The sequence below is a fragment of the Schleiferilactobacillus harbinensis genome, assembly GCF_008694105.1.
Lineage (GTDB): Bacteria > Bacillota > Bacilli > Lactobacillales > Lactobacillaceae > Schleiferilactobacillus > Schleiferilactobacillus harbinensis.
This window is the reverse complement of record NZ_CP041364.1, coordinates 1,884,680-1,902,144: the sequence shown is the minus strand read 5'-3', so window position 1 is coordinate 1,902,144 and position 17,465 is coordinate 1,884,680. Positions and strand designations below refer to the sequence as shown.

The window sequence follows — 17,465 nt, the reverse complement described above, 5'->3', positions numbered from 1 at the left end:
CATGGCAGAAAAAGCCTTTCGCACCTGGGCGCCCACCGCGCCCATGGGTTGGAACAGTTGGGACTGCTTCGGCGCATCTGTCACCGAAGCCGAAGTGAAAGCCAACGCCGATTATCTGGCCAAACATTTGAAACAGTCCGGCTACGAGTATGTCGTCGTGGATATCCAATGGTACGAACCCCACGCCGATTCGTCGGTGTACCATGCGTTTGCCGATTTGGCGATGGACGATTGGGGCCGCTTGGTCCCGGCCGCCAACCGCTTCCCGTCCGCGGCCAATGGTCAAGGGTTTGGTCCCTTGGCGCAATACGTGCATGACTTGGGTCTGAAATTCGGCATCCATATCATGCGCGGTATTCCCCGTCAGGCTGTGGCCCAAAACGTGACTACCGCCGGCGGCTACCATGCCCGGGACATTGCGGCCAATAATATTTGCCCTTGGAACTCGGATATGTACGGGCTGGACATGACCAAACCGGGCGCCCAAGAGTACTACGATTCCTTGCTGGAGTTGTACGCCAGCTGGGGCGTGGACTTCATCAAGTGCGACGATATCGCCGAGTCGACCCTGTACAGCATGCATCGGGCTGAGATTCACGCGTTGCGTCAGGCCATTGACAAGACTGGCCGGGAGATCGTCCTGAGCCTGTCGCCTGGTCCGGCAAATATCAATTATGGGTACTTCTTGCAGGAAAATGCCAACATGTGGCGGCTGACCGATGACTTCTGGGATACGTGGCGCCAGTTGAAGGGCATGTTCCCAGTGGCCGCCAAGTGGGCGCCCATGGTCCGCCCGGGCACCTGGCCTGATCCGGATATGCTGCCGCTGGGGGCGATCCGCCAGCGCAGTGTCGACGGTGGGACCAAGCTGCCCCACACCCGCTTCACGACGGATGAGCAGAAGACCATGCTGACGCTGTGGGCACTGTTGCGGGCGCCATTCTTCTTGGGCGGCGATTTGCCCCAGACTGGCGATGAGCTGGCCTTGATCACAAATCAGGCTGTCTTGGCGATGCGCCAGGAAATCACTGACGCCCATGAAGAGCAGGCGACAGATACGATCGTATCGTGGCAGGCCCAAAGTGCGGCGCACCGTTACTTTGCGTTCTTCAATATCAGTGATGAAGACCGGCAGGTGAGCGCGCCGACTGAGCAATGCACTGAATTGTGGCAGGGAACGCAACTCGATGCGAGCCAAAATGTAACAATACCGGCCCATGGCGTGGCGTTGTTCCGGGCGTAATCTGTGTCAAATAAATTAAGCGGTTCAGAGTCTCGTCACCGAGATTTTGAACCGCTTTTTGATAGTCAATCAAGATTCTTTACCGGAATAAGAATGTCCAGCATAATTAAGGCACCAGAAAAGGGGTGGCAGAAATGAACGAACAACCGATATCAGCACTTGCGGACTATGCCAAGCTGCTGGCAACAGTAAAACCGAATCATCCAGTCATCTTGGCGGAAAATGGTCAATCGCAATATGCGTTAGTGAGTATTAAAGATTTTGCGGCAGCCCAGCTCTTGCAAGAATTACGTGTTGCAGAGCAGGGACCATTCTACGATTTAGACACAGTCATGAAAGAATTGACTGATTAGTTTTGCCGTGCCCGTTTCAGCACCTTAACGTCCTGACCCCGCGTTTCGATCACCAAATCGAAGCCGGGGTCATTGTCGATTTCCCCTAAATTGACCCGGGTCACGTTATCCGTATGGCTCAGGCCCACCAGGCGCTGAGACACAATGGTACGGAAGGTGTCGACGTCCTGATAATGGGCTTCGATCATTTCCCCCGCTTTGGCCAGCGTATAGCCGTCATCAATGAAATTCTTGATGATGATGATCTTCGTCAAGGTTTTCAGGCTATAGCGTTTATTGCCGCCTTCTTCATGACGGATGGGGTGGATCAGCCCCTTTTTCTCCCAATACCGGATCTGGGTCGTGGTGGCGCCGGTAATCCGGCTCGTTTCACCAATCCCCATCGAGATATTCAAGCTCTTGAGCTTCATAATCACATTATCCAATGACTTGCGCCACCTTTCACGTTCTGTCTTCTATTATGAATGTGACATTTAGTCTTGTCAATATCACAAAATGTGGTAAAGTAGTCGTACAACATTTTTTCTGAAAAAGGTGGCTTGGAGTGTGCAAGTAAAAGATAACAATGGCCGCCCCGTCAACGTCGCGATGCTCGTCGTGACGTTGATCACGGGTGTGTTCATTACGGTATTAAACCAAACAATTTTGGCGACGGCCTTTCCAACTTTAATGAAGGCTTTCGATATTTCCACCGCCACCGTCCAATGGCTGACGACCGGATTTCTGATGGTGAACGGGATCATGATCCCGGTTTCTGCCTACTTAAGTGCTAAAGTACCAACCAAATGGCTGTACATTGCGGCGATGAGTATGTTCGAATTGGGCACGGTCATTGCCTTTATGGCCAACAGTTTCCCGATGCTATTGATTGGCCGGCTGGTGCAGGCCCTGGGCGTCGGCGTGACGATGCCGTTGCTGCAAAACATCATGCTGTCAATTTTCCCCATGGAAAAACGCGGTACCGCCATGGGCTTAGCTGGGATCGCCATCGGGGTGGCGCCGGCGATTGGCCCGACCTTGTCTGGATTTGTCATTGATAATTTCGGTTGGCGGACGCTGTTCGGGATGATCATCCCGGTCGCGGCGCTGGTGCTCATTGCATCGTTCTTCTTTATGCGCGATGTGCTGCCGAATACGAATCCATCCATTGATATCCTATCGTTGATCGAATCCACGATTGGGTTTGGTGCCTTGCTCTACGGCTTCTCTGAAGTGGGTAACAAGGGCTGGGGTGATCCCATCGTTCTCGGCAGCATTGCCCTGGGCGCGATCGTAATTGCGCTGTTCTCCATGCGGCAATTACACCTCAAGAACCCCTTCGTCCAGATTCGGGTCTTTACTAACCGCACCTTCACGTTATCCACGATTCTGGGGTCCATTGCCAACATGGCCATGGTGGGGGCTGAAATGGTCATTCCCTTGTACTTGCAGATCATCCATGGCAAGTCTGCGTTGGAATCCGGCCTGACCCTGTTACCGGGGGCACTGTTGATCGCTTTGATGAGCCCGGTCACTGGCGCGGTCTTTGATCGCATCGGTGCTCGCCGCTTGGCGCAACTGGGGCTGTTCCTGCTGGCCATTGCCACCGTCCCCTATGCCTTTATCACGGCGACAACACCGTCCATCTACATTACGGTACTTTACGCCGTGCGGATGTTTGGGGTTTCCATGGTTATGATGCCGTTGACGACTAACGGCATGAACGCCTTGAGCGGTGAAATGATTCGCCACGGCACGGCCGTGAACAACACCGTGCGGCAGGTGGCGACCTCGATGACCACGGCCATCATGGTCTCTGTCTTGACCAACGTCACCAACAGTGCCAAACCAGCGGCGAGCCTTTTGAAGTTAGACCCGCTGGCCTACAAGCATGATTTCTTCAATGCCACCTTGTCCGGCTACCACGCGGCGTTCTGGATCGCCACCGGCTTCAGTGCCGTGGGCTTCATCCTGGCTTTCTTCTTGAATAAGAAGGAGCATTCCAAGGATGTGGACGTCGCCGAGCTGGCTGATGCAGATAGAAAGGAGGCGGCAGAATGATTCTCTGGATTCTTGGGATTGGCGTTCTGGCGCTTTACTTGAGCTTCATTATGATGAAGAAAAGTGCGCTGCGCAGTATCTTCATCGCCGTCTTCGGTATTGTTATGCTGGGCGCACTGCTGCTCATTACGCTGAACGACCGTAATCACTTCGGCATGACTCAAAAAACAACGACGACCACACAAACGATCACGTCGGCGTCACCGAGCAAACAGTTGCCGCTTCTGCTCTATCAAAATGTCGGCACGAACGGCAAACGGCAGGTCTATATTTATAAACACGACAATAAAACGACTCACACCACAGCGGACTATGCGGTGGTGAACCGCGTGCAGCAGAGCAGTTCTGCTGCGGCCCAGGTAACAAAAAAACGGACCGAATGGCGATACAGTTCTAACTTTTACAGTGTGCTCTTCGGAAATGAAAATGACGGTCTATTCGTTAAACAGACGAACACGTTCACCATTCCGAAGACTTGGACGACGTTGACCACGGCCCAGGCTAAAGCTTTGGCCAAGCGGCTGAAAGGCTTGCAAAAGCCTACCGCGGCACAAAAGGCCCGGATGCAGCAGGCCATTGCCGCCCAGGTCGCCGCGGCCCGGGCGAAGAACCCGACGATGACGGCAGCCCAGCAGGCGCAATTGGTTGAACAATTGACTGCAAAGATGCAGCAGCAGGCGGTTCAAGACGCTATTGCGGCGGTTAAAAAGTAAGATGTGACCATTAAAAAATCAGGCATTGCCCCAATTGAGGCCAGGGGTACACTCCCTTCAGGGTGGACAGACCAAATAATCAAAGGTCTGTTCTCCCAGAAGGGAGTTTTTTTATGCGGCGGAAGGGAATCCGTTACTCTTTGGAAGACAAGATTGAGTTCGTTAATCGAGTACTGTCTGGCCAGTCACTCATGGATGTTCAGCGATCCGGAGGGCCGCGCAAGGAAGCATTGAGTCAATGGGTACAGAAGTATAAACAATGGGGAGCAGCCGGACTCGTCCCTAAGGAACGAGCACCGCGACGCCAACAGCGTAAGCGCACGACGTATTCCAGCGAGCTCAAGTTTCAGATTGTTCAGGAATACCTAGCGGGTGGGACGTCCTACTATAAGCTGTGTGCTAAGTACGACATCTCCAATCCAGCAGTCGTTTACCAATGGGTTTCTCTGTATAATAGTGGTCAACTACTACAGACCACTAGAGGGAGTGCACTCATGACCAAGGGCAGGAAAACGACTTACGTTGAGAGAATTGAAATTGCACAGTGGACCATTGCACATGACATGGACTACCAAGGGGCCATTAAGCACTTTGGTGTTTCGTATGGCCAAGTTTATTCATGGGTAAAGAAGTTCCGCGAGAGCGGCGAGGAGGGTCTCACTGATCGTCGCGGCCAGCGTAAGCCTGAAAGTATCCTTGATGAGAATGAACGTTTAAAACTCGAGAACAAGGAGAGCAAGGCTCGGATTGATTATCTGGAGACGAAAATCGCACTATTAAAAAAATTGCAGGATGTAGAGAGAAGGAGTGCCGGCAACGACACCGACAGCACCAATATATTGCCATTCACGAACTCACCCAAGAAGTAAACCAGGTCACCAAGCGATACCACTCGGTATCGGTGTGTTGCCAAATATTCGATATTCCACGCTCTGCTTACTACAAGTGGTTGCGCCGGAAACCGACGAAGCAAGACATCGTAAACGACGAGCTGGTCCGTCTTATCAAGGAACAGGAAGCGGACAACCATTATATTTATGGCGTGCGCCGATTAACGATGATTATCAATCGGGAAACGCAACATCACGTGAACCCTAAACGGGTCCGGCGATTGATGCGGGATAACGGTATCCAGTGTTCGATTCGTCAGAAGAAGCATGATCGAGTAGCGGAGAAGAAAGAATTCATTCTTGGCAATAAATTGCTTAACCAAGACGGCAGTCATGCCTTTCATCCTACCCGGCCAAACGAGGTTTGGGTCACGGACTGCAGCGAGTTGACGTACGGTTTCAATTCAGAGTGCCGCTTGCGTCTGAGCGCGATCAAGGACCTCTACGACCATAGTATCGTAGCCTGGGAGGTTGAACCGACTGAGACTGCCACGCTGGTCACCGACACGTTCAGGGCGGCAGTAGAAGCCGAAGAAGTACTGCCTAAGCTTCTGCACAGTGATCAGGGCTCCAGTTACACTTCCCGGCTTTACAACACGGAATTAGCCGGGTCCGGCGTCATTCATAGCATGTCACGGCCAGGAACGCCTGGCGACAACGGCCCGATGGAGAGTCTCTGGAGTCATGCGAAGGCTGAGTATTTTGCCTTCTTCCACGCCAACACATACGAAGAAATGATGCGGCTCATTGAAGAATACGCGTTGTGGTACAACTGCAATCGGCGCCAAGAAACACTCGATGGCATGACCCCCGTGGAATACCGGAATCATGCCGTTAAGACAGCGGCTTGATCGTGTATTGAGGGACGCATAAGGAGGAGAACCATGATTCGAGAAGGACAATTTTACCAGGCCTGGGACCAAATTACTGGTTTTGATATTTATCGTGATGAACCGCGAGAAGAGATTATTTTCGACGCGGGTGATGTTTTCCAGGTCTACGATCATTCACTTCTTTACGACGAAGAAAGCGATTCGATTGTCGACCTTGTATTTGTTGTAACGCCGACCCGCACAAGGTTCCAAATCTACACAGAAAATGTGATAGCCAAGGCCAAGCGCATCTCTATGGGAACGTATGAGATGGCACTAAATCGGTATCCAACTATTCCAGAAGGACCATTTGATTAGGAAAGTTCTTGGATCAAAAATGGCAGCCCCTGCGGACTGCCAAAATCAGTAACTAATTCGCCCCTAATTGGGGAACAACACGAGAACGACCTTTTAATATTTGAGCTGTCCACTTGACGGGGCACCGCCCCCAGTGCCTGATTTTTTAATGCTCAGATGCATTCTTCGAGGCAACTTTACTGCCTGGGTCTTGCAGGTTGACCGGTAAGGGGTGGGCCTGGACCCACCAGATGAGCAGACCGCTTGTCCCCAACGTAATCAACAGGACCAGCAGCGGCGTGCGGTTCAAGAAGCGCTCGACGCCCTGGTAAGCATGCGATAGGGCAATGACAAACGGGTTCAAGCGAAATGAGTCGTTAATGATATTGATCGCCACGATGGTCCAAAATGCATAATATAAACGGTGCTGGGCAGGGCGGTGCCATTGGATAATGCGCAAAAAAATCAGCGCCACCGACCAGTCAACGCTCACGTGAATCAGCCAATAGGCTGTACCTTGCATTGGCAGGGGCCAATCAGCAGTGAGGGTATCCGTGTAGAAGCGATACATTAACGTCTGACTCATAGTGCCCAAAGTGGCTAACCACATGGCGCCAGCCAAGGCCAGTTGCCCCATGAAGCGCCAGCGGTCTTGATCGCTTAAACCAGCTCGTTGCAAGTCTTGATGTAATTGACTGTTGACGATTATTGCAAGCAGTAAAAGCAGTAGAAACCCGTCGGCGAATGGACTCCTTCCGCCAAAGGTAATCTGGCGAACATATTCCGGCAGCGTTTGGTGCTGCGCCGCTGCTTCGCTGTATAGTGAAGCCACGGAGAAAGCATTCAGCAACAGCGTCACCAGAACAAATATTATGATGCCCCAATGATGTTTGCGCCAGATGATATGCCAACCGAGTTGCATGAAATCCCTCCATTCTGATTGCCGTTAGCGCAACGCCGCCCATTCACATGGCTACATCGGTTTCGCTGAGTTGCGGAACAGCCGATCCTGCTTAACGGGCAGCGGGCGGGCCTGGATCCACCAGGAGAGAAAAGCAATTGTACCGAATTCAAGAATCAAAACGAGTAACGGAGTCCGATTTAGGAACGCAGCCATCTGATACCGCAGCACAGCGGTTGTTCGGAAGAAGCTTAATACTAACGCCGCGCCAATCCATGCAATAAAGAAGTACGCTAAAAATTGAATCCGCCGCTCTGACCATTGCACCGCCCGCAGGCAGAGCAGTGCGGCCAACCAGTAATAGCCGAAGTGAATCAGCCAAGCGGTCACGCCCAACAGCGGCAAAGGCCAAGGAGCAGTGACGGTATCGGTATAATACAAATAGGTGAGAGTCCGGTCGGCAATCGCCAATGTGGCAGACCAAACGGCCAACGCAGCCGCAAACACGCTCATCAAGCGCCAGCGCTGCTGATTAGTTAGACCGATTGCACTGAGCTCTTTTTGCAGTGCACTGGCATCGCCGCCCATGAACACAATCAACAAAATCAGCCACCACACTGCACTGAACGGACTCGTACCGCTGCTGCTGATATGTTTAACAAATTCCGGCAGAGATTCCTTGCCGGCCCAACTGTACATTGACGCAATCTGGATCATCGTCAGTAAGAGTGTCCCAACCAAAAACACAAGCAGTCCCCGGTAGTGCTTGTGCCAAATAACTGCCCAACCGCGCGCCATGATTGTCGCCTCCATTTTTGCCTCCATTTTTGCCTCCATTATACAAAGCGCTTACAGCTAATGCTATTAAAAGCGCTTGTCAGCATACCGGCGCAAAAGTTGCGCCGGGCAGTTAAATCTGGCACAATCGGGTGACACAAGAGGATGATATGGAGGATATTATGCGGAACGTGGGTAAGCTTTTCGTACTGGACTGGAAGCGGATCGGCAAAACGCCGCTTGCCGCGCTGCTGATTGCTGCTTTGGTGGTGATTCCCAGTCTCTATTGCTGGATGAACGTGTGGGCGTTGTGGAATCCTTACAGCAATACCCAGGATTTGACCGTGGCGGTGTACTCCGCCGATCAGCCCGCGGCCTTTCAGGGGAAAAAGGTCGCCATTGGCGATGAATTATTGAGCCAGCTGAAGAAAAACAAGAAACTGGGCTGGCGTTTCGTTAAGTCCAAGCAGGCGGTTCAAGACGGGGTACGCAGCGGCGAGTATTACGCCGGGGTGGTCGTGCCCAAGACCTTTTCAGCGGACTTGCTGACGTTTGTGCAGGGCAAGATCCATAAACCGCAGTTGGAATATTACGTCAACGAAAAGATCAATGCGATTGCCCCCAAGATTACCGGCACGGGGGCGGCGACTTTGCAGAGTACAATTTCTGACCAGTTTGTCACCACTGTGGCGGAAGCGGTGGGCACAGGCTTCAATAAGGCCGGCATCACGCTGGGAGATAATTTACCCCTGATTCGCCGGTTCAGCAGTTTGGTGACCACGACCAATGATCAATTGCCGACGATTGAAAAATATTTGACCGAGGTCGGTGCGCTGCAAAATAAGATGCCTGAGATTCGCCAGAAGCTGCAGGCCGCCAATGATATGGCCGGTTATTTACCAGAGATCAACCAAATGGCACAAAAGCTCACGGCAGCCAATGGTTACTTGCCCCTGGTGGCCGATGCGGGCAGTTTAGCCACGCAGGTCCAGGGCAAATTACCTGAGGTACAGCAAGCCGGCGATCAGCTGAATACGGTGGTGACCCACTTCAGTGATCTGTCGGCAGCAGTGAAAAAGGCCGCCACCGTCACCAGTAATGGCTTGACGGTCATCAATCAAGTTGATGGCACCTTGCCCGCCCTGAATGAGTTTGGCAAGAATGCCCAGGCAGCCATTGCGACAACCAAAGATGAGGTGCTGCCGAAGGTGACGACCGCTTTGGGTATTGTGCAAAACGCTGCCGATTCAGGGCTGACTTTGATTGCGGCCGCCAATACCGCGCTGAGCGCTGATTTAACGACGCTGCAAAATCAACTGCAAAGTCTGGATAGCAGCAGCGATACCGCTGCAGTGAAACAGGCGATGGCGGTTCAGTTGACGGCATTAGCGGAGCGGCAGGAAAAGACCGCCGCGAATGCGACCAGTCTGGCCGATACTTTAACCCGGTTGGAAACCAGTTATAACCAATTGACGGGCCGAGAGGAGCACCCCTTGGCGGTGGCCATTATCCAGCTCAGAACAGTGGCCGCTCTGGCGACCAAGATTCAGCATGATGCCGCTGAGTTGAGTGCCACCCTGCCGAGTATGGACACGGCGGCGATTCAACAGCGGTTGGCTGCGCTGACTGGAACGGCGAACCAGTTTGCCCAGGCCGCCCAAGACTTGCAGGCCAGCGATCTGAGCAGCAGTGTACAAAAACTGATCACAGCCTTCAGCAACCAATTGGCCGCCGCCGGGACGACGCTGACGACGATCAATAATCAGGTTCTGCCGGCCATGCCGGCACTGCTGCAAGGAACAAAATCGCTGCTCACCCAGGCCAATGAATTTTTGACAAAAATGCAAACCCAGCTGCCGGCCCTGCAAAAAGAATTGACGGATGCTAATTCTTGCTGAATGGGCACATGCAGCTGATCAAGAGCGGCATCACGACGGCCGCTGATTTGTACCGCAATGATTTCCCGGCGCTTAAGACCAAGCTGATGCGCGCCACTGATTTCATCAATAATGATTTGCCGGGTGTGGAAAATGAATTGACCAATACGCTGACCCTGGCCAATACCAAAATGCCGGTCCTGCAAAGCGGCTTGAATGACGCCCAAACACTGATCACCAATGACTGGCCGACGCTGAAGGAAGCCATTCAAAAGGGCGCGGCCGCCATTCAAAAGGGAGAGAAATCCGTTGATCTCAGTCAGCTGCTGAAGCTGCTCAGCCGTGATGCCGCCAAGGAAGCCAATTTCTTGGCCACGCCGGTGACTTTGACCCAGCATACGATGTACCCCATTCCCACCTACGGCTCACAAAGCGCGCCATTCTGTCTGGCCCTGTGTATTTGGGTCGGGGCTTTGCTGCTGGGCGCACTGCTCAAGATGGAATACAATTTGCCCCCGGAACTGGCCGGCGTTACCGTGAAACAGCAATACCTCGCCCGCTGGCTGACGTTCGCCGGGTTGGGCATGCTCCAAGGACTGATCGCGGCGCTGGGCAATCTGTTTTTGATCCATACTTACGTGGTGAATAAACCCTTGTACCTGGTGTTTGCGATGTTTCTCGCGCTGGTCTTCGACTCGATCCTGTACATGCTGGTCTCCCTATTCGGCAATATCGGCAAGGGGATCGGAATCATCATTCTGGTCCTGTCCATCTCCGGTGCCGGCGGGAACTTCCCGGTCGTGCTCTCCAGCCATTTCTTCCAAGCAATCAACCCGTGGCTGCCGTTTACCTATGCCGTGAACCTGTTGCGGGAAACGGTCGGCGGGATTTACTGGTCTCACCTGTGGCTGGACGTGGCCGCCTTGACCGCGTTCGGGTTGGTGTTCTTCGGTCTGGGCATTCTGCTGAAGGAGCCGATCCATCCATGGATCGTGAAGATGAATAAAATGGTGCACAAGTCGCAAATTATTGAGTAAGCGAACAGGCGCTGCCTCCCAATGTCGGAGACAGCGCCTGTTTTGGCGTGTTGGCTTAGCCAATATGCCGCGAGAATTTCTTAAAGTGGAACAAAGTATCGATACGCTTAAAGTAATCGTCGGGGATGTGCAGGTCCAGTGCCTTCAAGTTGTTCTGCAACTGGGCTGGTTTGCTCGCGCCAGTGATCAGGCTGGAGATCCGCGGGTCGCGCAGCGCCCAGGCCAGGGAGAAGGTGGCTAAGTCGGTGTTGAGCTCATCCGCCATCTTGACCAGCTCTTCGACCTTCTTCAGATTATCTTCGGTGAGCATGGCTTGAATCTGATCTTGGTAAGTTGCCCGGGAACCGGCCGGAATCGGCTGGCCTAAGCGGTATTTACCCGTGAGCAGCCCTTGAGACAGTGGGGAGAAGGGCACGATGCCCAGGCCCAGCCGGCCGCAGACGTCCATCAATTCATTTTCGATATAGCGGTCGAAAATGTTGTATTGCGGCTGAACCACACTCATCGGGTGCAGGCCGTTGCGCTGAATAATCAATTGCGCTTCGAGAATCTGGACCGGGGTCCATTCGCTGACGCCGTAATAGAGAACCTTGCCGGCGTCGACCAGATTGCTTAAAGCAGTCAATGTCTCTTCCAGCGGGGTTTCCGGGTCAAACCGGTGGCAGAAATACAGGTCCAAATAATCCGTCTGCATATTCTTCAGAGAAGTATCGATGGATTCCATGATGTGCTTGCGGGACAAACCGCGATCATTGGCGCCCTCACCGGTCGGGAAATAAACCTTGCTGGAAATGACTAATTCTTTTCGCGGAAATTCTTTCAATGATTCCCCGAGGAACCGTTCAGCAGCACCGCCGCTGTATGCGTCCGCACAGTCGAAGAAGTTGATGCCATTTTCATAAGCCAGCTTAATGCTTTCGGCAGCCAAGTCTTGTTTTTCTTGACCGTGCAAATTGGTCATCCAACTGCCCAGAGCTAATGCACTGACGCGCAGCCCTTGTTTGCCTAAATGTCGATATTCCATGAGTGATAACCGTCCTTCCATAATTTGTTACCGCTTTAAGCGTAAGGGTAATCCCGCCGGAAGGCAATAACGCACTTTTTAGTTACCGCGGTCGTTGCAGGGTATGTATGGACTGCTCATGGGCGCGGAAGTCCCCAGGAGTCTGACCATAGGCGGCTTTAAACACCCGATAGAAATGACTCAGATCGGAATACCCGACTTGATCGATGATTTCCTCCACACTCAGGTCCGCTGTACCTAACAAGCGCGCGGCTTCTTTCAAGCGTAGATTTTGCAGCAGGGATGAGAAAGAGTAGCCAGTTTCCCGCTTGATATACCGACTTAGGTAGCCCTTGCTGAGGTGAAATTGGTCAGCTACGGCCGTCAAGGTCACGGTCCGCTTATTTTCGCTGATGTAGTGAATGATCTGGGGCATAGCCTGCCGCTGGTGCTGACCGGTCAGCACTTTTACGCTGGTCAAGTGATGACGAATCAATTGACCAAAAAGGAGCATCACATAACTGTTCATGATAATCATGCTGCCGCCTTGGTGCAGCGCCGTCTCCTGGGACTCCTCATACAGGTGCAGTACCGCATCCTCAATTTCAGGATTATTTAATGCTGGAAAAAAGAGAATGTTCGAGAAGTCTTTGACATAGAGCATCTGCCAAAAGAAGTCAGAAATCTGATTGCTCTCCATGAGCAAGGGCGAGAATGTTTCTTCGAAGGTGGTCCGGCGCATGATGATATTGATACAGATGCTTTGGTCGTCATTGACGAAGAAAGCTTGATCAATATTAGGACAGACGATGATTAAGCTGCCCTGAGGAACCAGCGTTTCGGTCCCATGGAGGTAGAAATAACACTGTCCTTGGACGACATAGGATATTTTTACAAATTCCAGGCTGTGTTCGAAAGCGGGCAGATAACGGAGGTGTTTGAACGCGACAATTTCCGATTCTAGGTGCGGTGGGTACACCAACGATTGTTCAGTTGCTGCAGTTATTATGGGCTGCGTCCGCGGGACGAAGAACTGACTTTCGTAAAAGCGCGTAGCAATATCAGACAACGGCTGATCGGGGAAGACCGTTGCACGCTGTTGATGCTTTTTGTAATTCGCGACAAACTCAGTCCAGGAGTGGATCAATGGAAAACCTGGGCCAGGAATATAAGGGTTCGCCTGATAGAGGCGGCGATAGCCAGCCTCAACTGTATCAAATTGAAGTAGTTCATGTAGCAGTTTGGCTTTATCCATAGCGGCACGCTCCTCTCCGCCAGTATACCGGAAAGGTCATATAAAACCAATGAAGACTCCCAGTGACGGCTGTATCCGTTACCAGTACACTGGTTGAGTAAGGCTCGGGGAGCGTTTCCAGAACGTACCAGGTATTATTCACGTTATATCAGCCGCAACTTCTCCGCCATCTGATCAGTGGCGCTGAGTAGATTGCAGCTGGTATCCAATGAAACGGAGGAATCCAGCAATGGATCAAGCAGCAGATAAATCGTTGGTTAAAAAGTATTTCCCGTTGGCAGTTGCCGCAGGGATCGGCTCGATGCTCGGGTCCGGAATTATTGTCGGTCTTGCCGCTACGATTACCGTGTGGCAGCAAACCTTAGCGTTAACAAACGCGCAAGTCGGATTCATCTCGGGTGCGCTGACCTTCGCCATTGCCTTTGGTTCAATCTTTGGCGGGCGCTTGGCGGAAACGGTGGGGTTGACCCGCTTCTTCAATTGAATCAATCTCGTCTATGCCATTGGCGCTGGCATCGTCATGTTGGCTAATAGTTATGCGGTATTACTAACCGGGGTGATCATTACCGGCCTCGCCTCTGGCGCGGATCTGCCGACATCGTTGACCGTCGTTTCCCACGATGCACCCGATAATAAAACCAGTTCGAGCTTAGTTTCAGCCACTCAGATCTTCTGGCAAGTGGGGATTTTCATTTCATACATCTGTTCTTTTGCCGTGTCTACTTTGGCTGGCGCTACCGGCGCGCGCATTGTTTTCGCCATTCTGACGGTGTTTGCCGTGATCACTTGGCTTTGGCGGACGTTATCCCACAAGTTCAAGCAGTTCCACGAAGAAGCCGACGCGCGGTACGCCAAAGCTGGCGTACAAGGCGGCGGTGCTGCCAGGGCAGAAAAGGTTTCCTTAACGAAAGTACTATTCGGCAAAGATAAAGCCAAGTATCTGAGCATTTTACTGGCAATCACGGTGTTTTACGTTGGTTGGAACTTGTTAGCTAATACCTGGGGCCAATTCCAAACATTCATGTTAGTGAAAGCCCATGCGTCACAGAGTCTGGCGACTGGGGCAGGCATTGTCCTCAATGTGATTGCCTTGATCGTTTCGATTATCTTTGCCTCAGTGGCCGGTGGCAAACATCGGAATCAAGCATTTTTTGCCGGCACAGTGATCATGCTAGTCGCCATGGTCGGCTTAGCAGCCAGTACCGGTGATTTGTGGATGATCATGGCAGCCATTGCGTTTTATAATCTGGGCAGCCCGTTGGCCGGTGAGGCCTTGTATAAGGTGTGGACCCAGGAGTCGTATCCAGTCGAAATTCGGTCATCGGTGCAAGGTCTGATTAATGGTTTCTCGCGGATCTGCTGTGCTCTGTTTGCCATGATTACGCCAGCACTGGTTGTGCCCAGTGCAATCAAAACGACAATGTGGGCATTTGCTGGAATCATCGTGATCAGTTTCTTAGGCGGTTTGGTGATGCTGCGGCTGCAAAAGCGATACGGTCGTTTGGATTAATGGTTGAAAGAAAGGAATGAGTCGCGTGTCCGCTACTTTGTCGGTGACACCAGTACACTTAACGGTTGAACACTATCCCGGAGATGTACTGGGAATTGGCCAAACCGTGCCGCGTCTGTCTTGGCAATATTCAGATGTTGTGCCCGCAGATGCGAAAACAGAATTAGAAATCACTCGGAGAATGCCAGCGGCCCAGGCTGTTGTACAGTCCGTCCCGGTGGGCCGGGCGGACAATGTCTTACTGCCGTGGCCGCTCACCCCGCTGAATGCCCGCGAACAGGTCATTGTGCGGGCCAGGCTGACTCAAGCCGATGCAGTTTCTGAATGGTCTGCGCCGTTGCACTTTGAACTTGGTCTGACGGTGGCTTTTGAACGGGAGGCAGCCTTCGTTGGACCCGCCCAATTGGATGGGCATACGGATCATCGGCCGCAGCCGCTTGTGCGGACTGAATTTGTGGTACCAGCCAAACCGGTCCAAGCCCGCCTTTATCTGTCTGCGTTGGGCTTAGTCGATGCTGAATTGAACGGCCAACGTGTGGGTCAGGATATTTTAACGCCAGGATGGACCCAGTATGACGATCGGCTTGAGTTGTGGACGTATGACATTACCCAGCAATTACAAGCTGGGACCAATGCGTTAGGCTTCTGGCTTGGCGACGGGTGGTACCGGGGACGCGTCGGATTCAAGGGCGGTCAGGCAAATGTTTATGGCGACCGCTTAGGCGTCTTTGCTCAAGTTGAAATCTTTTACGCCGACGGCAGTGAGCAACAGATTTTTTCGAATTCCTATGACCGGCAGTGGTATACAGTCAACGGGCCAATTACCGCATCCAATCTTTTCGAAGGCGAGGACTATGATGCCCGATTAACGCAACCGGGTTGGACGATGCCAGGATTCGATGACAGCGGTTGGGACACTGTCGCCCAGATCCCGTTTGATAATCGAAAATTGGAATTGCCCATTCTGCCACCGGTCCGGGCCCATGGTCAGCATCCGGCCGTGACGATTGCGAAAACGGGTGAGCACAAAGGACGGACCAATTGGATCGTTGATTTTGGGCAAAACTGTACACAGCGCGTACGTCTGCATATTCATAACCTGGCGGCTGGTGATCAAGTCAGTATTCAGCACGCTGAGGTCCTAGAAAAAGATGGTTCGCTGTCCACGCGGCCGTTACGCCGGGGCAGCAACTTGATACGTATATCAGCAATGGTGAGGATGCCCTCTGGGAGCCGCGGTTCACGATCCATGGCTTTCGGTATGCGGAAGTCAAAGGCTGGCCCGGTGAATTAACTGCCGCCGATATGGAATGTATTGTGTATTACTCAGCCATGAAGCAGGTTGGCCAATTTGCCAGTTCCAATCAGTTGGTGAATCGATTACATGATAACGTGCTATGGTCCATGCGGTCGAATTTTGTTTCCATTCCAACGGATTGTCCGCAACGGGATGAGCGGCTGGGCTGGACGGGGGATATCTCGCTATTCGCGCCGACGGCAGACTATTTGTATGACACCAGCAGCTTCTTGAGTAATTGGCTGGTGGATGTTCGCTCGGACCAAAAAAAGTGGGGCACAGTGCCTTTCTATACACCGTTCATTCCCTTCGCTGAGTGGTCGAGTCCCCAAGCCATTGCCATTTGGGGCGATGCGGCGGTCACGGTTCCTTGGACTTTGTATATGAACAGCGGCGATAAGCAGCAACTGGCTTCCCAGTATGCTTTAGCCCAGGCGTGGATCGATGAGGTCCGCGGGTATCTTTCCCCAGATGGCGTGTGGGATCGTAAACCCCACTATTCCTTGGGTCAATTGGGCGACTGGTTAGATCCCACCGCGCCGCCTGATGATCCGGTAAAAGCAATGACCCAAAAGGAACTGGTGGCGACGGCGTTTTTCGCCCGCAGCGTGCGGTTGTTTGTCAAAATGGCCCAAGCGTTGGATCGACCGGAAGAAGCAGAGCGTTATGAGCGGTTGGCGCAGCATATTGGACGAGGCTTCCAGCATCGTTTTGTTCACGCTGACGGACGGATGACATCCGATACGCAATGTGCCTATGCGTTAGCAATCGTGTTTAACTTACTCACTGATCAGCCGGAGTTGCAAACTAAGGCGGGCAACCGGTTAGCGGCCCTGGTTCAGGCATCGCATGGTCAAGTCAGCACGGGCTTTGCCGGTACGCCTTACGTGTTGCCCGCATTAACGCAAACCGGCCATCTCCAAGAGGCATACAGCCTTTTTCTATCAGATAAGTGCCCCAGCTGGCTGTATCAGGTCAAAATGGGCGGCACCACCACCTGGGAACGATGGGACTCCATGCTGCCGGATGGTTCGGTGAATCCGGGCGTCATGACTTCCTTTAATCACTATTCACTGGGGTCGGTGGCGGCCTGGATGCACAGTACGATTGGCGGATTGACAGCTACTGCACCCGGATGGCGGACCTTTCGGGTGGCGCCCCAGCCCGGCGGCGGCATTACCCAAGGACAAACGAGTCACGAAACGCCGTATGGTTTGGCGGCCGTGACGTGGCAGCTGCGCGCTGATGAATTTCAGATCACGGTGACGGTACCGAATGGCACGACGGCGACCGTTGTCATGCCGGGCGGGACCGCCAGCAAGACGGTAACGGCGGGTCACTATACGTGGTCGGAGCCGGCAGCAGTGAGCGTTCAATAAATCAATTTTGGCGAGTGGTCT

General features: G+C 52.7%; 13 protein-coding genes and 3 pseudogenes. 11 read left to right on the top strand and 5 right to left on the bottom strand.

Annotated elements, in window-relative coordinates; all coding sequences use genetic code 11:
• Position 1: 1 nt before the first annotated feature.
• Both FMM01_RS09550 and FMM01_RS09545 read left to right on the top strand, forming a co-directional pair.
• The gene (locus FMM01_RS09550; RefSeq protein WP_150392355.1) at positions 2-1,243 is read left to right on the top strand and encodes a glycoside hydrolase family 27 protein; all 1,242 of its coding nucleotides are present in this window, start codon (positions 2-4) and stop codon (positions 1,241-1,243) included.
• 134 nt (positions 1,244-1,377) lie between these two features.
• Positions 1,378-1,596 (top strand): hypothetical protein, encoded by a 219-nt coding sequence (locus FMM01_RS09545; RefSeq protein ID WP_150392354.1) that lies wholly within the window; start codon positions 1,378-1,380, stop codon positions 1,594-1,596.
• On the opposite strand, the gene FMM01_RS09540 is transcribed toward FMM01_RS09545, so the two are convergent.
• Positions 1,593-2,006: a MerR family transcriptional regulator gene (locus FMM01_RS09540; protein ID WP_150393268.1), complete on the bottom strand. Its 414-nt coding sequence runs from the start codon at positions 2,004-2,006 to the stop codon at positions 1,593-1,595. The two genes, FMM01_RS09545 and FMM01_RS09540, sit on opposite strands and share 4 nt — an antisense overlap.
• Positions 2,007-2,142: 136 nt before the next feature.
• Between FMM01_RS09540 and FMM01_RS09535 the strand changes: the two genes are divergently transcribed.
• The 5 genes from FMM01_RS09535 (at position 2,143) to FMM01_RS09515 (ending at position 6,429) form a co-directional block, all read left to right on the top strand.
• The gene (locus FMM01_RS09535) at positions 2,143-3,636 is read left to right on the top strand and encodes an MDR family MFS transporter (protein ID WP_150392353.1); all 1,494 of its coding nucleotides are present in this window, start codon (positions 2,143-2,145) and stop codon (positions 3,634-3,636) included.
• Entirely contained in the window at positions 3,633-4,349 is a 717-nt protein-coding gene (locus FMM01_RS09530; protein WP_150392352.1) for a DUF4811 domain-containing protein, read from the top strand. The genes FMM01_RS09535 and FMM01_RS09530 overlap by 4 nt, the downstream gene beginning before the upstream one ends.
• 113 nt (positions 4,350-4,462) lie before the next feature.
• Positions 4,463-5,218 (top strand): helix-turn-helix domain-containing protein, encoded by a 756-nt coding sequence (locus FMM01_RS09525; protein ID WP_150391623.1) that lies wholly within the window; start codon positions 4,463-4,465, stop codon positions 5,216-5,218.
• Positions 5,219-5,250: 32 nt separating this feature from the next.
• Positions 5,251-6,090, top strand: coding sequence for an IS3 family transposase (locus FMM01_RS09520; protein WP_063516983.1), 840 nt, complete (start codon positions 5,251-5,253; stop codon positions 6,088-6,090).
• A gap of 33 nt (positions 6,091-6,123) precedes the next feature.
• Complete coding sequence (locus FMM01_RS09515; RefSeq protein WP_056990078.1) at positions 6,124-6,429, top strand: hypothetical protein; 306 nt, start codon at positions 6,124-6,126, stop codon at positions 6,427-6,429.
• A gap of 145 nt (positions 6,430-6,574) precedes the next feature.
• Here the strand turns inward: FMM01_RS09515 and FMM01_RS09510 are convergent, their stop codons facing one another.
• Positions 6,575-7,330, bottom strand: a complete 756-nt coding sequence (locus tag FMM01_RS09510) for a hypothetical protein (protein WP_150392351.1) — start codon at positions 7,328-7,330, stop codon at positions 6,575-6,577.
• Between the two features lie 51 nt (positions 7,331-7,381).
• On the bottom strand, positions 7,382-8,107 hold the full coding sequence (locus FMM01_RS09505; protein ID WP_150392350.1) for a hypothetical protein: 726 nt from the start codon (positions 8,105-8,107) through the stop codon (positions 7,382-7,384).
• Positions 8,108-8,268: 161 nt separating this feature from the next.
• On the opposite strand from FMM01_RS09505, the pseudogene FMM01_RS09500 reads away from it, so the two are divergent.
• Positions 8,269-11,000 (top strand): annotated as a pseudogene (locus tag FMM01_RS09500) (YhgE/Pip family protein).
• 55 nt (positions 11,001-11,055) lie between these two features.
• On the opposite strand, the gene FMM01_RS09495 reads toward FMM01_RS09500, so the two are convergent.
• Together FMM01_RS09495 and FMM01_RS09490 are read right to left on the bottom strand one after the other, a co-directional pair.
• Positions 11,056-12,024 (bottom strand): aldo/keto reductase family protein, encoded by a 969-nt coding sequence (locus tag FMM01_RS09495; protein ID WP_150392349.1) that lies wholly within the window; start codon positions 12,022-12,024, stop codon positions 11,056-11,058.
• Positions 12,025-12,106: 82 nt separating this feature from the next.
• Positions 12,107-13,258, bottom strand: a complete 1,152-nt coding sequence (locus FMM01_RS09490; protein WP_150392348.1) for an AraC family transcriptional regulator — start codon at positions 13,256-13,258, stop codon at positions 12,107-12,109.
• A gap of 229 nt (positions 13,259-13,487) precedes the next feature.
• Here FMM01_RS09490 and FMM01_RS09485 point away from each other — a divergent pair.
• From FMM01_RS09485 to FMM01_RS16495, 3 genes and pseudogenes are all read left to right on the top strand, one after another.
• Positions 13,488-14,768 (top strand): annotated as a pseudogene (locus tag FMM01_RS09485) (MFS transporter).
• Between the two features lie 16 nt (positions 14,769-14,784).
• Positions 14,785-16,025 (top strand): annotated as a pseudogene (locus FMM01_RS16500) (family 78 glycoside hydrolase catalytic domain); the annotation flags it as partial.
• A 48-nt stretch (positions 16,026-16,073) separates the two neighbouring features.
• Positions 16,074-17,444 carry an alpha-L-rhamnosidase-related protein gene (locus FMM01_RS16495; RefSeq protein WP_419555028.1) on the top strand — a complete coding sequence of 457 codons (1,371 nt, stop codon included), beginning with the start codon at positions 16,074-16,076 and terminating at the stop codon, positions 17,442-17,444.
• Positions 17,445-17,465 lie beyond the last annotated feature (21 nt).